General features: G+C 60.5%; 19 protein-coding genes. 9 read left to right on the top strand and 10 right to left on the bottom strand.

What is annotated here, in order from left to right; all coding sequences use genetic code 11:
• Positions 1-50: 50 nt before the first annotated feature.
• Positions 51-701 carry a CoA transferase subunit B gene (locus ACP7DE_RS15470; protein WP_426072928.1) on the bottom strand — a complete coding sequence of 217 codons (651 nt, stop codon included), beginning with the start codon at positions 699-701 and terminating at the stop codon, positions 51-53.
• A 20-nt stretch (positions 702-721) separates the two neighbouring features.
• Positions 722-1,423: a CoA transferase subunit A gene (locus tag ACP7DE_RS15475; RefSeq protein ID WP_426072929.1), complete on the bottom strand. Its 702-nt coding sequence runs from the start codon at positions 1,421-1,423 to the stop codon at positions 722-724.
• Positions 1,424-1,570: 147 nt separating this feature from the next.
• On the opposite strand from ACP7DE_RS15475, the gene ACP7DE_RS15480 reads away from it, so the two are divergent.
• Positions 1,571-2,137, top strand: a complete 567-nt coding sequence (locus ACP7DE_RS15480; protein WP_426072930.1) for a LuxR C-terminal-related transcriptional regulator — start codon at positions 1,571-1,573, stop codon at positions 2,135-2,137.
• 100 nt (positions 2,138-2,237) lie between these two features.
• Here the strand turns inward: ACP7DE_RS15480 and ACP7DE_RS15485 are convergent, their stop codons facing one another.
• On the bottom strand, positions 2,238-3,014 hold the full coding sequence (locus ACP7DE_RS15485; RefSeq protein WP_034752351.1) for an SDR family oxidoreductase: 777 nt from the start codon (positions 3,012-3,014) through the stop codon (positions 2,238-2,240).
• A gap of 251 nt (positions 3,015-3,265) precedes the next feature.
• On the opposite strand from ACP7DE_RS15485, the gene ACP7DE_RS15490 reads away from it, so the two are divergent.
• Entirely contained in the window at positions 3,266-4,942 is a 1,677-nt protein-coding gene (locus ACP7DE_RS15490) for an electron transfer flavoprotein-ubiquinone oxidoreductase (protein ID WP_426072931.1), read from the top strand.
• Positions 4,943-5,014: 72 nt separating this feature from the next.
• On the opposite strand, the gene ACP7DE_RS15495 is transcribed toward ACP7DE_RS15490, so the two are convergent.
• Positions 5,015-5,677 (bottom strand): acetyltransferase, encoded by a 663-nt coding sequence (locus tag ACP7DE_RS15495; RefSeq protein ID WP_426072932.1) that lies wholly within the window; start codon positions 5,675-5,677, stop codon positions 5,015-5,017.
• A 273-nt stretch (positions 5,678-5,950) separates the two neighbouring features.
• On the opposite strand from ACP7DE_RS15495, the gene ACP7DE_RS15500 reads away from it, so the two are divergent.
• From ACP7DE_RS15500 to ACP7DE_RS15530, 7 genes are all read left to right on the top strand, one after another.
• Positions 5,951-9,160, top strand: a complete 3,210-nt coding sequence (locus ACP7DE_RS15500; RefSeq protein WP_426072933.1) for a tetratricopeptide repeat protein — start codon at positions 5,951-5,953, stop codon at positions 9,158-9,160.
• Positions 9,157-10,311, top strand: coding sequence for a DegT/DnrJ/EryC1/StrS family aminotransferase (locus tag ACP7DE_RS15505; RefSeq protein ID WP_426072934.1), 1,155 nt, complete (start codon positions 9,157-9,159; stop codon positions 10,309-10,311). The genes ACP7DE_RS15500 and ACP7DE_RS15505 overlap by 4 nt, the downstream gene beginning before the upstream one ends.
• Positions 10,311-11,039: an acetyltransferase gene (locus ACP7DE_RS15510; protein ID WP_426072935.1), complete on the top strand. Its 729-nt coding sequence runs from the start codon at positions 10,311-10,313 to the stop codon at positions 11,037-11,039. The genes ACP7DE_RS15505 and ACP7DE_RS15510 overlap by 1 nt, the downstream gene beginning before the upstream one ends.
• Positions 11,040-11,180: 141 nt before the next feature.
• Positions 11,181-12,056, top strand: a complete 876-nt coding sequence (locus tag ACP7DE_RS15515; protein ID WP_152283217.1) for a flagellin — start codon at positions 11,181-11,183, stop codon at positions 12,054-12,056.
• 242 nt (positions 12,057-12,298) lie between these two features.
• A complete protein-coding gene (locus ACP7DE_RS15520; RefSeq protein WP_152255272.1) occupies positions 12,299-13,174 on the top strand; it encodes a flagellin in 876 nt (291 codons plus the stop codon).
• Positions 13,175-13,355: 181 nt separating this feature from the next.
• The gene (locus ACP7DE_RS15525) at positions 13,356-14,231 is read left to right on the top strand and encodes a flagellin (RefSeq protein WP_426072936.1); all 876 of its coding nucleotides are present in this window, start codon (positions 13,356-13,358) and stop codon (positions 14,229-14,231) included.
• Positions 14,232-14,288: 57 nt separating this feature from the next.
• Positions 14,289-15,383 (top strand): hypothetical protein, encoded by a 1,095-nt coding sequence (locus tag ACP7DE_RS15530; RefSeq protein WP_426072937.1) that lies wholly within the window; start codon positions 14,289-14,291, stop codon positions 15,381-15,383.
• A gap of 68 nt (positions 15,384-15,451) precedes the next feature.
• Here the strand turns inward: ACP7DE_RS15530 and ACP7DE_RS15535 are convergent, their stop codons facing one another.
• The 6 genes from ACP7DE_RS15535 to ACP7DE_RS15560 are packed head-to-tail and all read right to left on the bottom strand — an operon-like array spanning position 15,452 to position 20,886.
• On the bottom strand, positions 15,452-17,539 hold the full coding sequence (locus tag ACP7DE_RS15535) for a flagellar biosynthesis protein FlhA (protein ID WP_426072938.1): 2,088 nt from the start codon (positions 17,537-17,539) through the stop codon (positions 15,452-15,454).
• Complete coding sequence (locus ACP7DE_RS15540; RefSeq protein ID WP_426072939.1) at positions 17,536-18,675, bottom strand: EscU/YscU/HrcU family type III secretion system export apparatus switch protein; 1,140 nt, start codon at positions 18,673-18,675, stop codon at positions 17,536-17,538. Before ACP7DE_RS15540 ends, ACP7DE_RS15535 begins: the two co-directional genes overlap by 4 nt.
• Positions 18,665-19,465, bottom strand: coding sequence for a flagellar biosynthetic protein FliR (locus ACP7DE_RS15545; RefSeq protein ID WP_426072940.1), 801 nt, complete (start codon positions 19,463-19,465; stop codon positions 18,665-18,667). The genes ACP7DE_RS15540 and ACP7DE_RS15545 overlap by 11 nt, the downstream gene beginning before the upstream one ends.
• 12 nt (positions 19,466-19,477) lie before the next feature.
• Entirely contained in the window at positions 19,478-19,750 is a 273-nt protein-coding gene (locus tag ACP7DE_RS15550; RefSeq protein ID WP_034757874.1) for a flagellar biosynthetic protein FliQ, read from the bottom strand.
• Positions 19,751-19,753: 3 nt separating this feature from the next.
• Positions 19,754-20,524: a flagellar type III secretion system pore protein FliP gene (gene fliP, locus ACP7DE_RS15555; protein ID WP_426072941.1), complete on the bottom strand. Its 771-nt coding sequence runs from the start codon at positions 20,522-20,524 to the stop codon at positions 19,754-19,756.
• On the bottom strand, positions 20,521-20,886 hold the full coding sequence (locus ACP7DE_RS15560; protein WP_046684914.1) for a FliM/FliN family flagellar motor switch protein: 366 nt from the start codon (positions 20,884-20,886) through the stop codon (positions 20,521-20,523). Before ACP7DE_RS15560 ends, fliP begins: the two co-directional genes overlap by 4 nt.
• Between the last annotated feature and the right edge of the window lies 1 nt (position 20,887).

The following is a 20,887-nucleotide window of genomic DNA, read 5'->3' on the forward strand; positions in this document are numbered from 1 at the left end:
CGGACATCGCTGTCCGCCTTTCTCAATACAACGATCCGCTAATATTCCGCTTACACGGCCGAAACGTCCAGCTCAGCGCCCGTGGCCGCCTGCACTTGCTCCTTAGTCACGCCCGGCGCCAGTTCCACCAGCTTCAGGCCGTTTTCCGTCACATCGATGACGCCCAGGTCGCTGATGATGACGTCGACCACGCCCACGCCCGTCAGCGGCAAATCGCATTGTTTCAGCAGCTTGTGCGAGGTCGTGCCATCCTTGGCCGTGGCCACGTGTTCCATCAACACCACCACACGCTTGACGCCGGCGACCAGGTCCATGGCGCCGCCCATGCCCTTGACCATCTTGCCTGGAATCATCCAGTTCGCCAAGTCGCCCTTTTCCGACACTTGCATCGCGCCCAGGATGGCCAGGTTGATCTTGCCGCCACGAATCATGCCAAACGAGTCAGCCGAGCTGAAGTAGGCGGCACCGGGCAAGGCCGTCACCGTCTGCTTGCCGGCGTTGATCAGGTCGGCGTCGACTTCATCGTCCGTGGGAAACGGGCCGATGCCCAGCAAACCGTTTTCCGACTGCAAGAATACTTCCATATTCTCCGGCACATAATTGGCCACCAGGGTCGGCAAGCCGATGCCCAGGTTCACATAAAAGCCATCCTGCAATTCCTTTGCCGCACGCGCGGCCATTTCATCTCTAGTCCAAGCCATGATGTTCTCCGTATTCTTTTTTATGCTTCAGTGCGCACGGTGCGCTGCTCGATGCGTTTTTCCGGGTTCGCGTTGACCACGATGCGGTGCACGAAGATGCTCGGCGTATGCACCTGGTCCGGGTCGATCTCGCCCACTTCGACCAGTTTTTCCACCTCGACGATGGTGATCTTGCCGGCCATGGCCACGTTCGGGTTGAAATTGCGCGCCGTCTTGCGGTAAACCAAATTGCCCGCGCGGTCGGCCATGTAGGCTTTCACCAGCGACACATCGGCCACCAGGCTGCGTTCCATCACGTATTGTTCGCCGTCGAATTCGCGGATTTCCTTGCCGTCGGCAACGATGGTGCCCACGCCCGTCTTGGTGAAGAAGGCGGGAATGCCGGCGCCGCCCGCGCGCAGCTTTTCAGCCAGGGTGCCTTGCGGCGTGAATTCCAGTTCCAGTTCGCCGGCCAGGTACTGGCGCGCGAATTCCTTGTTTTCGCCCACATAGGAGGCGATCATTTTCTTGATCTGGCGGGTGGTCAGCAACTGGCCCAGGCCGAAGCCGTCCACGCCGGCGTTGTTGGAAATGGCCGTCAGACCCGTCACGCCCGAATCGCGCAAGGCTTTGATCAGTGCTTCGGGAATGCCGCACAGGCCAAAGCCGCCGACGGCGATGGTCTGGCCATCTTGGACGATACCGGCCAGCGCCGAGGCGGCGTCAGGATAAACTTTATTCATGGGTGTCCCTCTATCTTTTGTTAAGCTTTGGTCTTGAGTCCATGACTCAGGCAGCGACTCAGCATAAAATACGCGAGTGGAAAGTACAATACCGTAGAACTACCGGCGCCGTGCCAGCAATCCCACTGTGAGAGTGATACGTATCAGATGAACGCCGCGTCAGCCATCGATTATGAAAGCATCTTCCTGCACGCGCCCGTGGGCATGTGCATCTCGGAAAACCGCATCATGCGCAGTTGCAATGAAGCACTGGCGGCCATGTTCGGCTATGCACGCGTCCAGATGGACGATCAATCGTTCGAAGTACTCTACCCCACGCACGACGAATTCCTGCGCACGGGTGACCGCATCATCCCCATCATGAACGCCAAGGGCCGCTATTCGGACGAGCGCATCATGCGCCGCAGTAATGGTGAATTGTTCTGGTGCCACGTCACGGGCCACGCCATGCTGCCCGCGCAGCCGCTGGGGCCTGGTATCTGGACGTTCGAGGATGTCAGCGAGAAACGTCCCGTGACGGCGGAACTGACCCCGCGCGAGCGCGAAATCGCCGCCCTGCTGGTGGAAGGCAAGACCAGCAAGGTCATCGCCCGCCAGATCGACCTCAGCCCCCGCACGGTGGAAATGCACCGCGCCAAGCTGATGCGCAAATTCGCTGCATCGACCTCGTCGGAGCTGGTGCACAAGCTGGTGGGGCTGCAGCTGCAGCGCTAAGGTTGCAGCCAAGGTGACTATCGTTTAACGCCAAGTAAAACCGTCGCGAGCGGCAGCGATTTGTGGCCGAGAAGCGCGACGCGCAGCAGGTTTTATGGCGTTAAAACGTGCTCATGCCGCCATCGGCAGAGATAATCGCGCCATTGATGAAATGCGAATCCTCGCCCGCCAGCAGCAGCAGCAGGCCGTCGAGGTCTTCCGGCTTGCCCGGGCGCTTGTTCGGCAGCATTTCGATCAGCTTCTTGCCCTGCTCGGTGGCGAAATAATCTTCGTTGATCTCGGTGGAAATATAGCCGGGGCAGATGGCGTTGGTGTTGATGCCATACTTGCCCCACTCCACGGCCATGGCGCGCGTCATGTGCACCATGCCCGCCTTGCTCATGCAATACACGCCGATCTGCGGCAACACCTGCAAGCCCGCCATCGAGGCGATATTGATGATGCGGTGCTGTTTCTTCGGGTCGCCCTTGGCGCGCGCGATCATGCGCTTGGCCGTCTGCTGGGCCACGAAGAATGAGCCACGCAGGTTGGTATCCATCACGAACGAGTAATCCTCGGGCGTGACGTCGACCAGGCGTTGCGTGGTGGAGACACCGGAATTGTTGACGAGGATATCGATAGGGCCCGCTTCTGTTTCCGCATGCGCGATGGCCGACTTGATGCTGGCGAAGTCGGTCACGTCGAGCGACACCACGTGCGCGGCGCCGCCATCGGCTTCGATTTCGGCACGCAACTCCTTCAGGCGTTCGGTGCGGCGCGAGGCCAGCACGACCTGCGCGCCCGCCTGGGCCAGCACTTTCGCAAAGCGCGCGCCGAGGCCGCTCGATGCGCCGGTAATCAGGGCAATCTTGCCCTCGAAATTGACTTCTATGCCCACGAGCTACTCCTGTTTTGTTTTAGACAACACTTTACGCCGTGCCACTGGCACAGGGGCAAAATACCCTGCGTCACACTTGCGCAAAGGTAAACGCCATCATTACACAAAATGGCTGGATTTAGATTGCGGCGTGGGGCAATGTCACGCAAAATGGCGCCAAAGTTGCAATCCTCGCCAAAAACAAGCACACTCGTGCTTAAATTTATTCGAAGATTCCTCACCCACCCATTTAGTGACTAACAATCGAGACCATGACACAGCCTAATAACTTAGTTGAACAGTACGGACCGCGCGACACCATGGAGTATGACGTGGTGATCGTTGGCGGTGGCCCCGCAGGCTTGGCGGCGGCAATCCGCCTGAAGCAGCTGGCCGCTGAAAAGAGCCAGGAAGTGTCCGTCTGCGTGCTGGAAAAAGGCGGCGAACTGGGCGCGCATATCCTGTCCGGCGCCATCATGGACCCGAAAGCGCTAACCGAACTTATTCCGAATTGGAAAGAACTGGGCGCGCCCCTGAACACGGCAGTGACGGAAGACCGCATTCTGTTCCTGACGGAAACCAAAGCCTACAAGACACCGAACTTCGCCGTGCCGGCCTGCTTTGAAAACCACGGCAACTATATTGTCTCGCTGGGCAATGTGGTACGCTGGATGGGCCAGCAGGCGGAAAACCTGGGCGTGGAAATCTTCCCGGGCTTCCCTGCCGCGGAAATCCTCTACAACGACGATGGCTCCGTGAAAGGCGTGGCAACCGGCAATATGGGTGTCAAGCGCGACGGCGAACCGGGTCCCGACTTCCAGCTGGGCATGGAATTGCACGCCAAGTACACCTTGTTCGCCGAAGGCGCGCGCGGCCACCTGGGCAAGCAATTGATGGCCAAGTATGACTTGAACGCCGGCAAAGACCCTCAATCGTACGGCATCGGCATCAAGGAATTGTGGGAAATCGACCCGGCACAGCACAAGCCGGGCCTGGTGATCCACTCGACCGGCTGGCCGCTGGACGCGAAGACCTATGGCGGCTCCTTCCTGTATCACCTGGAAAACAATCAGGTCATGGTCGGTTATGTGGTCGGCCTCAATTACGAGAATCCCTACTTGTCGCCGTACGAGGAATTCCAGCGTTATAAAACGCATCCGGAAATCCGCAAGTTCTTCGAAGGCGGCAAGCGCATTTCGTACGGCGCGCGCGCGATCACGGCTGGCGGCCTGCAATCGCTGCCAAAGCTCGTGTTCGCCGGCGGCGCGCTGATCGGCTGCGATGCGGGCTTTTTGAACATGAGCCGCATCAAGGGCAGCCACGCAGCCATCAAGAGCGGCATGCTGGCGGCGGACGCGGCCTTCGGCGCGCTGGGCGAACAGCGCCAGCACGACGAACTGTCCAGCTACCCTGTTGCTTTTGAACAATCCTGGCTGCATGAAGAGCTGCACGTGGCGCGCAACGTCAAGCCTTGGCTGTCGAAAGGCCTGTACCTGGGCAGCCTGATGACGGGCATCGACCAGATCCTCTTCCGCGGCAAGGCGCCCTGGACCCTGCACCACACGCATGGCGACCACGAATGTCTGAAGCCGGCGGCCCAGTCGAAAAAGATCGTGTATCCGAAACCCGATGGCAAGCTGACCTTCGACAAGATGTCGTCCGTCTTCATTTCCAACACGAATCACGCGGAAGACCAGCCCATCCATCTGACCTTGAAAAACGCCAGCGTGCCCGTCGACGTCAACCTGGCCACGTATGCGGGTCCGGAGGCACGTTACTGTCCCGCCGGCGTGTACGAGTTCGTGAAAAACGACGACGGCGCCGAGCGCCTGCAGATCAATGCGCAAAACTGCGTGCACTGCAAGACCTGCGACATCAAGGACCCGACGCAAAATATCGTGTGGGTGACGCCGGAAGGTGGGGGCGGACCGAATTATCCGAATATGTAAGCTTGTAGTTTGGCGTGCCTTGCCATTAAGTCAACGGCAAGGCATGCGCCTTCAGCAACGACTGCCGTGACCTTACAGATACTTGTCGCCGGCCAGGCGGCTGCGTATCGTTTTTGCCGGCACGCCATAACTGACGCACAGATCGGCCACGGGCCGCGTCACCACGGCACCGGCGCCTACCACGCAATGACTGCCGATGCGCATGCGCTGCAGCAACAAGGCGCCCATGCCCAGGGCGCTGCACGTGCCAATGAAACTGCTGCCGCCTGTCGCAGCAGCAGGCGCCAGGCTGGAAAATGCCTCCATTACAGAATCATGGTCCAGCGAGGCGCGCGTATTGACGATACAGCCCTGCCCGACGTCGCAGCCGGGATTGATTACCGCCCCCGCCATTACCACGCAGCCAGCACCGATGCGCACGGCCCTGGCGACGCTTGCCTGCGGATGCACGGCGCTGACAAATGGCAGTTCGGGGCACAAGGCCGCCACGCGAGCCGTCACGCCGGCCCGTACAAAGTTGTCTCCAATGGCCACCAGCACCCCCGCCACAGCGAGCTTTTCCACCAGCACCGGCAAATCAGGCTCGGCGCCAAGGACGCGATAGCCCGAGGTTTCCTCACCGACCGTGCGAAACGCATCGATCAAGCCGGCAATGCGAAAGAGCCCCTGTCGTTCGACCACGTCAATCACGACCTTTGCGTGGCCCGACGAGCCAATAATTAAAATATTGTGCATATCTCAGTTGAAAAGTGAACGATATCGGGCAGCGGCTATCCTCCAGGGTAGCCTCGAATCCCGGGCATCATACCAGTAGTCCGGCGCAAGGCATCCCGCCCATCCGGCGCCCAGCATCTTAAAACAGCCACTTTCCCCCACGCTTTGACCAGCCAGCAACACCAAGTTTGCATTGCGACAGCATTCCTGAATAAATTCCACCTGGAAAGTTTCTCAGAGGCACTTCCACCAGTTACAATTCCCTTTACTAAATATTTTAACTGCCGCCCGCCCATGAACGCAAACGCCCTTCCCGCAGTGCCCCTCGACGCCGAACTACAGCAGGCAATCATCGAACACCAGGCTGGCCGCTACGCCGAGGCGGAGGAGCTTTACCTGGCGATTTTGCAGGCGCAGCCGTATCACGCCATTGCCAACCACAATATGGGCTTGCTGGCGGGACAGGTCGGGCAATACCAGGCCGGCTTGCCGTATCTGCACAAGGCGCTGTCGGTCAACCCCGACGAAGGCCAGTTCTGGCTATCGTATGCGGATGGCTTGCTCAAGGCGGGCGAACGCGAACAGGCGCTGGAGATCGTCACGGCGGCCATCGCGCGCGGCCTCGATAACGAACAGTCGCAGGGCTTGCGCAGCCGCATCGAAACGGCGATTGCAAGCACGCCGACAGCGCAGGAAACGCAGCACGTCATTGCGCTGTATCAAGCCGGCCACCATGCCGAACTGGAAGTGACCAGCTACGCCCTGACGCAGCGCTATCCCGACTCGGACTTTGCCTGGAGCGTGCTGGGCACCGCCCTGCAATTACAGGGCAAGGATGCTTTCGAGGCCCTGCAAAAAACCGCGCAATTGGCGCCCAACGATGCCGAAGCGCATGGCAATCTGGGCACAGCATGGCAGGAACGAGGCATGTACGCGCAAGCGATCAACAGTTATACCCGGGCGCTGGAACTGAATCCGGACTTTGTCGAGGCGCACGGCAACCTGGCGGCGGCGCTGCAGGCGCAAGGCAAGCTGGAGCAGGCCGAGCAGGCGTACCGGCAAGCGCTGGCGTTGCGCCCCGATTACGCCAAGGGACATTTCAATCTCGGCAATACTCTGCAAACGATGCAGCGCAGCGCCGAAGCCGTCGCTTGCTATCAACGCGCGCTGGCCCTGCTGCCAGGCGACGCCGAAATCTATCTGAACCTGGGCAACGCCCAGCAAAACCTGCAGCAATGGCAAGCGGCCATTGTCAGCTATCGGGCCGTGCTGCAATTGGCGCCCCACACGACGGGGGCGCATGCCAATCTGGCCGCCGCGCTGCATGAAGCTAAAGACTACGCGGGCGCCGTGGCCAGCTACCGGCACGCCATCGAATTGCATCCCGACGACGCCAAGTTGCACAACAACTTGGGTCGCGCCCTCCAGTCGCTGGAGCAGCCTGAGCAAGCCATCGCCGCGTACGAACAGGCGATCGCGCTCGATGGCAGCTTCGCACAGGCGCTGAGCAATATGGGATTGCTTCAATGCAAACAAAAGAATTACACGGCGGCCGTCGAGTACTGCGCCAGAGTACTGCGCCTGCAGCCGGACGATGCGCAAGCCTGCGGCCAGCTCGCCATCGCCTACGGCGCGGCCGAAGACCGCGACAATGCACTGAAATACTTCCAGCAAGCCATCGATCTGGCCCCAGCCAGCGCCGCGAACCACAGGCAGCTGGCCGATTACTACAGCACCATCAAGCGCTATCCCCTTGCGGTGGAGGCATACCGCCGTACCCTGGAACTCGATTCCGGCGATAGCGAAACGCATAACCACCTGGGCGTCGCCCTGCAAGAGCTGGAGCAATACGACGCCGCTGCCGCCGCCTATGAGCGCGCGCTCGAACTGGAACCGAAAAACACTTCGGCGCTGTGTAATTTGGGCTCGACGCGGCAGGCACAGAATCAATTGGAACACGCCAAGCACACGTATTTGGCCGCGCTCGATATCGACCCCGCATTCGAGCGCGCGCACTTCGCACTTGGCAATTGCTACGTGCTGATGAACGAACCCCTTCTGGCGCTGGAGTGCTACCACAAGACACTGGAAATCAATCCCGACTATCGTGATGCCTACGTCAACATCAGCGCCACTTTCAGCAATATCGGCAGGATAGAAGAAGCCATTGCAACCTGCCGCAAGGGTCTGGCCGTCTGCCCGCTGTGGGAAACCCTGTTCAGCAACTACCTGTTCCTGTTATCGCATAGCACCGAGATCGATCCCCAGGCACTCTTTGCGGAGCATCAGCGCTTCAGCGACACCTTTGAAACGCACATCGCCAAGGGACACGCGAGTCACGGCAATATCCGCGACCCGCTGCGCACGCTGAAAGTCGGCTTCGTGTCAGGTGACCTGCACAACCATCCAGTCCCGCATTTCCTCATTCCAATACTAGAAAATATCGCCGATGATGCCCGGTTGTCACTGTATGCTTATCACAACAATCCGCATAACGACGATATCACGAAACGCCTGCGGGAAGTCATTCCCCACTGGCGCCAGGTCGAGCACCTGTCCGATCCGGACCTGGGCCAGCTGATCCGCGACGATGGCATCGACATCCTGATCGATTTGTCCGGCCACACGGGCAAGAACCGGCTGCTCATGTTTGCCGCTAAGCCCGCCCCTATCCAGGCCAGCTGGATCGGCTACCCGCTCACAACGGGACTGCAATCGATCGATTACTATCTGAGCGATCAGTTCTTCACGCCACCGGACGAATTGGGCGACCAATTCTCCGAGAAACTGTTGCTGCTCCCCGCCTGCGTGCCATTCCTGCCGTCCAAGGTTGCTCCCAGCATTCAGCCCGCGCCCGTATTGTCAAATGGCTACATCACGTTTGGCAGTTTCAACCGCACCAATAAAATCAATCGCCAGGTCATCGCGCGCTGGGCCAGGGTGCTGCGCGCCGTCCCCGACGCCAAAATGATCGTGGCTGCCATGCCGAAGTCGGAAGCGCCGCCACAACTGGCGGCCTGGTTCGCGGAAGAAGGCATTGCGCCGGAGCGCCTGACCTTCGAAGGGCGCACGGGCATGGCACAATTCATGGCCCTCCATCACCGCATCGATATCTGCCTTGATGCCTTCCCGTATTGCGGCAGCACGACGACGCTGCATGCGCTGTGGATGGGCGTGCCCACGCTCACGACGGCAGGCCCTACCATGCCTAGCCGCGCCGGCAACATGATCTTGCGCCAGGTCGAACTCGATGACTTCATCGCCACCGACGAAGACGATTTCGTGCGCAAGAGCATGGCCATGGCGGCTAACCCCATGTTGCTGGGCGCTTACCGCTTCAGCATGCGGCACCGGCTGGAGCGCTCGACCCTGGGCCGGCCCAAACTGATCACAGAAGGACTGGAAAATGGCTTGCGCATCATCTGGCAACGCTGGTGCGAAGGCTTGCCGCCAATGTCGTTTGAAGCACCCGTGGCAGTGCCCAACCCGCCGATCGGATTATGATGAGCGCTCCAAAAAACAAACCGGTCTATGTCACCCAGCCCCTGCTGCCGCCGCTGGAGGATTTCCTGCCGTATCTGGAAGCGATCTGGGACAACAAGATCCTGACCAATGGCGGCCCCTTCCACCAGCAACTGGAACAGGCGCTGTGCGACTACCTGGGCGTCAAGCATATCTGCCTGTTCGCCAATGGCACGCTGGCATTGATGACGGCCTTGCAGGCGCTGCGCATCAACGGTGAAGTCATCACGACGCCGTATTCGTTTGTCGCCACCGCCCATTCGTTGCTGTGGAATAATATCAAGCCCGTCTTTGCCGACATCGAACCGCACAGCCTGAACCTCGACCCGACCAGGATCGAGGCGGCCATCACGCCGCAGACCACTGCCATCATGCCCGTGCACTGCTACGGCCGGCCATGCGACATCGAAGCCATCGAGAAAATTGCCGACAACTACAACCTGAAGGTAATCTACGATGCGGCGCACGCGTTTGGCGTGCGCCACCGCGGTGGCAGCGTGCTCAATCACGGCGACCTTTCCGTGATCAGCTTTCACGCCACCAAAATTTTCAACACCTTCGAAGGCGGCGCCATCGTCTGCCCCGACGCCAAGACCAAGCAACGCATCGACCATCTGAAAAACTTCGGCTTCGTCGATGAAGTCACGGTGGTGGCGGCAGGCATCAATGGCAAGATGAGCGAGATCAATGCCGCCTTCGGCTTGCTGCAGCTCAAGGGCATCGACGGCGCGCGTCAAAAGCGCAAGGCGATCGATGCGCATTATCGACGGCAGCTGGCTGGCATCGATGGCATCAGCTGCCTGCAGCAGGGCGAAGGCGAGGCGGCAAATCACGCGTATTTTCCCATCCTGGTCAGCCCCGGCTACCCGCTGTCGCGCGATGCCCTGTTCCAGCTGCTGCGCGACCAGGAAATCTACGCGCGCCGCTACTTTTACCCGCTCATCAGCGACTTCCCCATGTATCGCGGCATGCCGTCCGCGGCGCACGCCAATCTGCCCGTGGCGCGGCTGGCGTCATCGCAGGTGATCTGCTTGCCGATCTATCCGGATCTGGAGATGGCAACCGTAGACGCCATTATCGCGATGATCGCCGCCCCCGCACAGCAACAAGCATTGATACGGAACATTGCTTGATGCACATTTCCACCGAAACCAATTTTTCCGGCGTGGCGGAAAACCATCCGTGGTCGGCTCATTTCACGGTACTGGGCTACGCGGATGGCGCCATCAGCACCCTGCCCCATCGGTTTTTTCGCGACTGGCTGGACCAGGAACCGACGAGCGGCCACTTCTACATCGGGCGCGGCTCCTGTTTCGGCGTCGGTTCATTCGTGAAATATGACAGCGGACAGCAAAGCCTGTGCGTGGGACGCTATGTGGCCGGCGGCTCACGCCTGAGTTTCATCCTCAATGGCCAGCACGAAATGCGCACGATCTCGACGTACATGCTGTCGATCCTCGGCGGCGGCTTGAAAAATGCACCGCCGCCACAGTATGCCGACACGGTGATCAAGAACGATGTCTGGATCGGCGACGAAGTGATGGTGCTGGGCGGCAGCGTGATCGAAAACGGCTGCGTCATCGGCGCCCGCTCGCTGCTGCCGCCGAATTTCCGCTCGGAACCCTATGGCATTTATGCGGGTTCGCCGGCGCGCCTGATCCGCCACCGCTTCACGGAAAAAGTCCGTGCCGCGCTGCAGGAGCTGGCCTGGTGGGAAATGCCGCTGGCCTGGGTGCGCGACAATAACGCCATGTTTCTGGAAGATCTGTGCGGCGACGAAGCGAAGGCATTGCTGGTCATCGATATCCTGAAGAGCAGCCGCCAGCAATGGGAGGCGGAACACGGCGGCGTGGTGGACTGAACATGCGGCAGCTTGCCACTCGACAAAGAAAAATAAATTTCCACACGGCATTTAATAAAGAGGAAGGAATGGTCGTCTTGTACTGGTAGGAGCAGATAAACCGTCGCTCCTCACCATAACCACCCAATTAGGAATGACACCATGCTGAGTCTTCACACCAACGCTGCTTCCCTGTCGGCACAAAATTCGATCTCGAACACCCAATCCAAACTGTCGACTTCGATGACGCGCCTGAGCACCGGCTTCCGCATCAATTCGGCCATGGACGACGCTGCCGGCCTGCAAATCGCCACCCGCCTGAAAGCACAAACCAGCGGCATGACCGTGGCGATGAACAACACGCAAAACAGCACCTCGCTGCTGCAAACGGCTGAAGGCGCGTTCGCTGAAGTCACCAACATGCTGGTGCGCATGAAAGACTTGGCCACCCAAGCTTCCGATGCCTCGTCGACCGCCAACGACAAGACCGCCATGCAAGCTGAATACAATGCATTGGGTCAAGAACTGTACAACGTCATGACCAACACCACGTTCGGCGGCACCAAGCTGCTGGGCGACGGTAGCGGCGCAGCCAAGGGCACGCTGTCGACCTCGATGACGTTCCAGATCGGTGCAAGCTCGACCGAAAAAATGAGCTTCGACGTGTCCGGCAACCTGTCCACGTTGAATACCGCCCTGAGCGGCCTGAGCGCGAACTTCTCCAGCGGCGCATCGACTGGCGCAACGGAACTGACCGCCACCGCAAACGCCACCATCGGCCTGCTGGCGACCGCCATCGACAGCGTCAGCACCGTGCGTTCGGCACTGGGCGCGACGGCTAACCGTCTGGACCACGTCAACACCAACTTGTCGAACATCGCCACCAACACCAAAGCCGCTACCGGCCGCATCATGGACACCGACTTCGCTACCGAAAGCTCGAACATGACGTCGTCGCAAATGCTGCTGCAAGCTGGCACCGCGATGCTGAAACAAAGCAACAGCATGTCCTCGATGGTCATGTCCCTGCTGCAATAATATGGACTTGGCCGCTCGCGGCCAGCCTCTCGAAGCCAGACTCCGGTCTGGTTTTTTTTCGTCTGTACCTTGCGCAAGCATGCCGCAAGGCCGGCCGTACGGCCCCGAGGAACAACAAATACCATTTATTTTCAAAAATTTCCTTAAAGCATTTAATTAAGGTGGCCGCCCGGTCGTCTTGTACTGATAGGAGCAGATAAATCGTCGCTCCTCACCGTAACCACCCAATTAGGAATGACACCATGCTGAGCCTTCACACCAACGCTGCCTCCCTGTCGGCACAAAATTCGATCTCGAATACCCAATCCAAGCTGTCGACCTCGATGACGCGCCTGAGCACCGGCTTCCGCATCAATTCGGCCATGGACGACGCTGCCGGCCTGCAAATCGCCACCCGCCTGAAAGCACAAACCAGCGGCATGACCGTGGCGATGAACAACACGCAAAACAGCACCTCGCTGTTGCAAACGGCTGAAGGCGCGTTCGCTGAAGTCACCAACATGCTGGTGCGCATGAAAGACTTGGCTACCCAAGCTTCCGATGCCTCGTCGACCGCCAACGACAAGACCGCCATGCAAGCTGAATACAATGCATTGGGTCAAGAACTGTACAACGTCATGACCAACACCACGTTCGGCGGCACCAAGCTGCTGGGCGACGGCGCGGCTGCTGCCTCCGGCACGCTGTCGACGTCGATGACGTTCCAGATCGGTGCAAGCTCGACCGAAAAAATGAGCTTTGACGTTTCCGGCAACCTGACCGCGCTGAACGCAGCCCTGACCGGCCTGAGCAAAAACTTCTCGTCGGCCGCATCGACCGGTGCCACGGAACTGACTGCTACCGCCAACGCCACCATCGGCCTGCTGGCGACCGCCATCGACAGCGTCAGCACCGTGCGTTCGGCACTGGGCGCGACGGCTAACCGTCTGGACCACGTCAACACCAACTTGTCGAACATCGCCACCAACACCAAAGCCGCTACCGGCCGCATCATGGACACCGACTTCGCTACCGAAAGCTCGAACATGACGTCGTCGCAAATGCTGCTGCAAGCTGGCACCGCGATGCTGAAACAAAGCAACAGCATGTCCTCGATGGTCATGTCCCTGCTGCAATAATATGGACTTGGCCGCTTGCGGCCAGCTTCTCCAAGCCAGACTCCGGTCTGGCTTTTTTTTCGCTTGCAATGTCATGCATTTACCGCATATTGAACTAAATTGCCATCACGTTTAACGATGTTGCCGGCATAGTCGCCTATACAAGGTAGAACACAGAACAATCGTCCACTGGAGCCGCCGCGTGCTGAGCATTCATACCAATACTGCCGCACTGTCAGCCCAGCGGGCCATGGGCTGGGCCCAGCAGCTGCTGTCGACGTCGATGACGCGCCTCTCCACGGGCTTTCGCATCAACTCAGCCATGGACGATGCGGCCGGCTTGCAGATCGCCACCAGGCTGAGCGCCCAGACCAGCGGCATGGCAGTGGCCATGCGCAACACGCAAAACAGCACCTCGCTGCTGCAAACGGCCGAAGGCGCGTTTGGCGAAGTCAGCGCCATGCTGGTGCGCATGAAGGACCTGGCCACCCAGGCAGCGGACGCCTCGTCGAACCAGAAAGACCGCGACGCCATGCAAGGCGAATATGACGCACTGGGTGCCGAGCTGTACAACGTGATGACGAACACCCGCTATGGCGGCACCTTATTGCTGGGCAACGGCAGCGCCGGCAAAGGTACCCTGTCGCAAGCCATGACGTTCCAGATCGGCGCCACCGGCAGCGAGACCATGCAATTCAACGTGGCGGGCGACATGGCTGGCCTGGATGCGGCACTGCAAGCGATCTCCGTCAATTTTGCGCCAGGCGTCACGCCCGGCAGCGAATTTACCAGCAACAGCAGCGCCAACGGCATGATCGACTTGCTGGCGGCGGCCGTCGACAAAGTCGGCAGCGTGCGCTCGGCGCTGGGCGCCACCGCGAACCGGCTCGGGCATGTCTACAATAACCTGGCCAACATGGTCACCCATACCAGGGCCGCCATCGGTCGCATCATGGATGTCGACTACGCGGCCGAAAGCGCCAACATGACCTCGGCGCAAATGCTGCTGCAAGCGAGTACGGCCATGCTCAAGCAAAGCCAGAGCATGAGCAAACTAATTCTTTCTTTACTACAATAGTTACCGGCAGGGCGCGATGGCGGATCTGATTAATATGTATCAGCAGGAAGCAATGGCATGGCGATAGACCGCATTTCATCGGGCAACCCGGTGCCCCTGATTACCCAGCGCTTCGACGTCAGCCCCGCGACGCCGATGGTGCCCGGCGTGGTCCAGCCGCTGGTGCCCATCGGGCCTTACATGGCGCCCGCGCCCGACGCCGGTACCCTGCCCGCCCAGCTGCAGCAACAGAATACCCTGGCGTCCCTCATCAAGCCCAACGCCGATGGCGCCGGCGGCGCCATGCCGCGCGACAGCAGCGCCATGCAGGTCAATCAACTGTTCTTCACGCGCCAGCTGGTATGGCAGCCGCCCGACGCGGCGCAGCTGGCCGCCTCGTGGCGCGTGATGGTCAAGACGTATGGCGAGCACTATGCCGCCCTGCAGGAACAGGCGCGCGGCCAGCACGTACCGGGCAATCTATTCATGGCCGAACAGCAACCGGCCCTGCTGCGCGAAGGTGCCCGTCCGCCTTTGAGCGTCGACAGCGAAGCGTGGCGCTTTGCCGTGTATGGCTGGGGCGGCCAACGCCTGCTGCTGCGCGTGCTGGCCAGCGACGAGGACGAGGATGCGCCACACAGGCGGCGCGGCAAGGTGGCGCTGCGCGTCGAACTGCTGATTGCCGGCATCGGCCGGGTAGTGATCCAGATGGAGCCGGCTGGCGATGGGGTGCTGCTGGAACTGGCGGCCGATGAAGACATCGCCTTGCGCCACTTGCGCCTGGCCCTGCCCGAGATTGCCGACGCCGTGCGGCGCGCGGGCCTGCGCGTGGTGCGCTGCCGCCTGAACCGCCAGTTGCATGCGCAGCGCGTGCACGGCAATTACCCGATGCAGGCGGGTGCCGCCTCGCTATCGCTGCCCCTGTTTCGCGCCATGGCCGAAGTGGCACTGCTGCTGACGCAACCGCCGGCGGAAGCGGCGGCCAATCCCGACGCGCCCGCGGCTCCTCCTGCCGAAGCCGAAGAGGAAACCATCATCGTCTCGAAGGAAGTGGCGGCGCCGCTCGGTTACGACTATGGCGACGAGGAAGACGCGGCGCAAGGCAGCAGCGTGCTGCTGCTGGCCGATGGCCAGCAGCACGACCTGCTGCCACCCATCGACGAGCAGGATTGATGCAGGAGGATTGATGCAACATAAGAAAACGGCGCCCGCAGCGCCGTTTTTGTTATTTATCCTACCGTTTACCCCACCGTGCCGATGATGCTCACTTCGCGGTTTTCCGGAATTTCGTTATACGACAGCACGTGCAAGCCCGGCGCGAACAGGCGCGCATAGCGGGCCAGCAGCGGACGGATCTGCGGCAGCACCAGCAGCAGCGGCGGCGTCGCTTGCTGCTTCATCTGCTCGCGCGCCACCGGCATGTTCACCTGCAGCTGCGACAGCAGATGCGGGTCGATCGGATAATTATCCAGCGTCACCTTGCCCGACTGGCGCGCCTGGTTCAGCGAACCGAGCAGCATGTTTTCCAGCTCGCCGCCCAGGTTAAACGCCTGCATTTCCATCTTCTGGCCAAACAGGCCACTGACGATCTGGCGCCGCAGGGCGCAGCGCACTTCGGCCGCCAGCAGGATCGGGTCCTTCGTCGTTTCCGAACTGTCGAGCAAGGTGGTAGCGATGGGCACGATATCCTTCAGTGACACGTTTTCTGCCAGCAAGACGCGGAACACGCGCAGCAGCTGCGTGTGCGTGAGCGCCTTGTCCAGCGCGCCGGCCAGCTTGGGCGACAGGGCCGTCAGGCGCTCCATCATGTTGGAGACATCTTCATGGCGGAACAGTTCCGGCAAGTATTCGCGCACCATTTTCGACAAGTGCGTGGCGATCACGCTGGGCGCCTCGATGACCTGGTAACCGAGGCCCAGCGCATGCGCCTTTTCACTCGGTTCTATCCAGGTGACGGGCATGCCGTAAGCCGGTTCGATGCCGGGAATGCCATCGAGCTGGCCATACACGTTCGGCGACGGGATCGCCATCAGGCGGTCGGCCTGCACTTCCGCCTGCGCCACCACGGTGCCGGACAGCACGATGGCGTACTGCGACGGTTTCAGGGCCAGGTCGTCACGCACGCCGATGTTCGGCAGCAGCAAGCCCATTGCTTCGGACAGACTCTGGCGCACGCCCTTGACGCGCTTGTTCAAGGGTTCGCCTTGTGTCTTGTCCACCATGCCGACCAGTTTATAGCCGAGCATCACCATCAGCGGCTGCACGGCAGGCAGTTGCTGCCACTCCAGTTCGGCCGGGCGCTCGTCGCGCAAGGCCGCCTCGATGGCCGCCATGCCGGCCGCATCGGGCCCTTTCACGCGCTTGGTCAGGCGCCACGCCACGAAGGCCAGCACGGCGGCAAAGGTCATGAACATGAACCACGGCATGCCCGGAATCAATGCCAGCGCCACCATCATGCCGGACGCGCTGTAGATCACCGTTGGCGAAGTCAGTACCTGGCCCGCCACTTGCTGTTCGAAGTCGCCCGAATCGCTGATGCGGGTAACGAGAATGGCGGCCGCGGCCGACAGCAGCAGCGCCGGGATCTGCGCCACCAGGCCATCACCGATGGTCAGCAGTGCATATTGACGGAAAGCATCGCCAAACGACAGGTCGTGCATCAGCGAGCCGATGGCCACGCCACCGACCATATTGATGATCAGGATCAGGATACTGGCGACGGCATCGCCGCGCACGAACTTCGACGCGCCGTCCATGGCGCCATAGAAATCGGCTTCAGCGGCCACATCCTTGCGGCGGATCTGGGCTTTTTCCTGGTTGATCAGACCGGCGTTCAGGTCGGCATCGATGGCCATCTGCTTGCCCGGCAAGGCATCGAGGGTAAAGCGCGCGGAGACTTCCGAGATGCGCTCGGCACCCTTGGTGACGACGGCAAAGTTGATGATCATCAAGATCACAAAGACCACGATACCGACGACGAAGTTACCACCGATCACCACGTTACCAAAGGCCTCGATCACTTTACCGGCCGCGTCCGCACCCGTATGGCCGTGCAGCAGCACCACGCGCGTGGACGCCACGTTCAACGTCAGCCTGAGCATGGTGGTAGCCAGGATCACCGTCGGGAAGACGGAGAAATCGAGCGGCCGCTTGGCCGACACGCTGACCAGGATGACGATCAGAGCCAGCACGATATTGAAAGTGAACAAGATATCGAGCAGCACCGGCGGCAGCGGCAAGATGATCATCGCCAGGATCACCAGCAGGAACAGCGGCGTGGCGAACTTGTGGCGGCGCATTTCGGCAACCACTCTGTTCAGTAAATTCATGAAGGTACTACCTCGCTCAAATGAGATGGCACGACCACCTCGGTGGGAAATGGGGGCTGGGCGGCACGCTGCCCAGTACGGAATGCTTTCACCTGCAGTATGTAGTTGAGCACCTGCGACACGGCCTGGTACAGCTGCACGGGAATCTGCTGCTGCACCTGGCTGGTGTTGTAGATGGCGCGCGCCAGCGGCGGCAACTCCAGCGTTTCGATATGATGTTCCTTCGCCACTTGCCGGATATACAGCGCCATCTCGTCGACGCCCTTGGCAACGACAAACGGCGCCTCGGCGCGATCCTGGTCATACTTTAGTGCAACGGCGTAATGCTCGGGATTGACGATCACCACGTCGGCGTCGGGCACGGTCTTGCGCACGCTGCGCCGGCCGATCTGCTGCTGCAACTGGCGGATGCGCTGGCGCACTTCGGGCCGGCCTTCGCTGCTCTTGTGCTCTTCCTTGACATCCTGCTTGCTCATGCGCTGGTTGCGGGCAAAGAAGAAAGCCTGGGCCGGCACGTCGATGATGGCGAACAGAACGAAGACGGAAATGAGCGCCATCAAGCCATCGAGCATCAGCGCCGAACCATCGAGCATGGCTTGCTGCAGCGGTCTGTGTTGCAAGTCCACATACTGCCTCAGGCTGGAACGGCTCACATGCACGAGCACCATGCCCAGCACGGCGGCCTTGGCGATGGACAAGCCGAATTCAAAACCATGCTTGGGCGCAAACAAGCGGCCCAGGTTCTTGGCCGGGCTCAGGCGCTCCATCTTCGGCATCCAGTTCTTCGTACTGATGACCCAGCCGCCGGGGATCAAGGAACCGAGCACGACGAACAAGGGCACGCAGAACAGCGGTACGATCATCTTGATCAGCAAGCCTACCGACGTGGTAAACGCCATCGACATGGCATTTTCCAGCGCACCCTTGCTGTCGAGCGGCATGAAAGCCATGGCGAACAGCTCACGAAAGCTTTGCAGGTAGCCCGGCAGCAAATAAATGAAGACCTTCATGCTGATCAGAATGCCCAGCGCCGTCGACAGGTCGCGCGAACGCACCACCTGCCCTTCCTGGCGCGATTTCTTCAGCTTCTGCGCTGAGGCCTTTTCTGTCTTGTCGCCAGTGCTGCTATCCGCCATGGGCCACCCGCATCTGTTCCTGGAGCATGTCGAGCACGCGGTTGGTCATGGCGATATAGTGCTCGGGGATAAAGCGCACGATCTGTATCAGCATCAGCAGGCCGAACATGGTGATCATGGAAAAACCCAGCGAAAACAGGTTCAGCGACGGCGCCACGCGGTTCAAAAAGCCGAAACCGAGTTGCACCACCATGGTGGAAAAAACGATGGGCAAGGCCAGCAACATGGCGGCGGCGAAGATCCACGCCACGTTATACGCCACCGTTTGCAGCAGCAGCGGTCCGTAGCCCTGCCCCACGGGCCAGGCCGTGAAACTGGCGCCGATCACGCCCGCCAGCACCAGATGGCCGTCGATGGCAAAAAATACGATCATGCACATGATGGTGAGTAAACCCGTGATCACGTCCGACGAGGTGCCGTTGAGCGGATCGTTCATGACGGCCATGGAAAAGCCCACCTGGCTCGACACCAGATAGCCGAGCACCGACATGACGGACATGGCAAAGTGGAAGGCCAGGCCGAGGACGAAGCCGATGATGGCCTGCTCCAGGGTGGCGACGACGGCGTGCAGGGAAAACGGATCGATTTTCAACAAGTCTTGCGAGATGCCCGACGCCTGCATCACGGGCAGCATCAGGATCGCCAGCACCAGCGACAGCAGCACCCGCACGGGGACGGGCACCATGGCATCGCCGATCACGGGCGAGGCGCTGAGCATGGCCAGGATGCGGCAGAACGGCCACCACACGGCCAGCAGAAACGGCAGCACCTGATTGAAAATCTGATCCATGGGCGCGCCGCGCTATCCGACCAGGGTGGCCGCGCGCTGAAAAATGGATACGCAATAATCCATCAGGTAACCGGCCATCCAGCGTCCGGCCAGAATCAGGGCCAGCAGGGTGACCAGCAGGCGCGGCAGGAAACTCATGGTCTGTTCATTGATCGAAGTGGCCGCCTGCACCAGCGCAACCAGCAAGCCCATGAGCAAACCCGGCACGACCAGGATCACCACCAGCAGCATGACGACATGCAGCGCTTCGATGATCAGGTCGACGGCGACTTCAGGCGTAAACATCGATCAATAGCCCTGTATGCTGGTAACTAAGGTGTTGACGGTCAGGGTCCAGCCGTCGACCAGCACGAACAGCAGCAGCTTGAACGGCAAGGAAATCACCAGCGGCGATAGCATCATCATGCCCATGGCCATCAGTACGGACGCCACCACCAGGTCGATGATGAGGAACGGTATGAACAGCATGCAGCCGATCTGGAACGCCGTCTTGAGTTCGGACAACACAAACGCCGCCAGCTTGACCGTAAAACTATGGTCTTGCGGGCGCATGCTCGACGGTTCTCCAGCCAGATGCGCGATCTGCGCCAGCGCGGCCTTGCTCGTCTGCGCCAGCATGAAGCGCGAAATCGGCACTTCGGCGATCTTCAGCGCTTCCTGCATGCCGATCTGGTCGCGGTCGTAGGGCACGAACGCGTCCTTCCACACCTGGTCGCCGATGGGGCGCATGACCAGCAAGGTGAGAATCAGGGCGATGCCCGTGACGATGCGGTTGGGCAAGCCCTGCTGCAGGCCCAGGGCCTGGCGCAGCAGGGACAGCACGATGACGAAGCGGGTAAAGCTGGTCATCATCATGACCATCACGGGCAGCAGCCCGAGCAGGGTCATGACGACCAGGATCTGCATCTTCACCGACAGGTCGGTCTTCGCGCCCGGCACCACGCCGGACAACAAATCCTGCGCCCCGGCCACGCTGCAGCACAGCATCATAGCGGGGACAGCCAGCGCGGCAGTCAGCGCACCGCGGCGCCGGCTCAAACCGGGTACCGCCAGCTTCATGCTGTCATCAGGTCGAGATTGAGGCCGTCGAGGTCGATGACTTTCAGGCCATAGTTCTCGCCGGCCACCACCACTTCGGCACGGCCGATCGGCGTGCCGTTGACCTTGATCACCAGCGGTTCGCCGGCCAGCATGTCGAGTTCGATCACGCTTTCCGGGCCGATGGCCATCAGTTCTTCCAGCGAAATGCGGGCCGAGCCCACTTCCAGGGTCAGGGTAACGGGAATCTTGCGCATCATCTGCGGAATATCGCGGCGCGCGCGGGTGCTGGCCACGTCGGACACGTCGCCCTGGTCGATGATCATGTCATCGCCCAGGTCTTCCAGCAGGGTTTCGCTCTGGTTGGTATCGGTCATATTCATA

This window comes from Janthinobacterium sp. DSP2-3-3, assembly GCF_049897325.1.
In the GTDB taxonomy this organism is placed as follows: domain Bacteria; phylum Pseudomonadota; class Gammaproteobacteria; order Burkholderiales; family Burkholderiaceae_D; genus Janthinobacterium.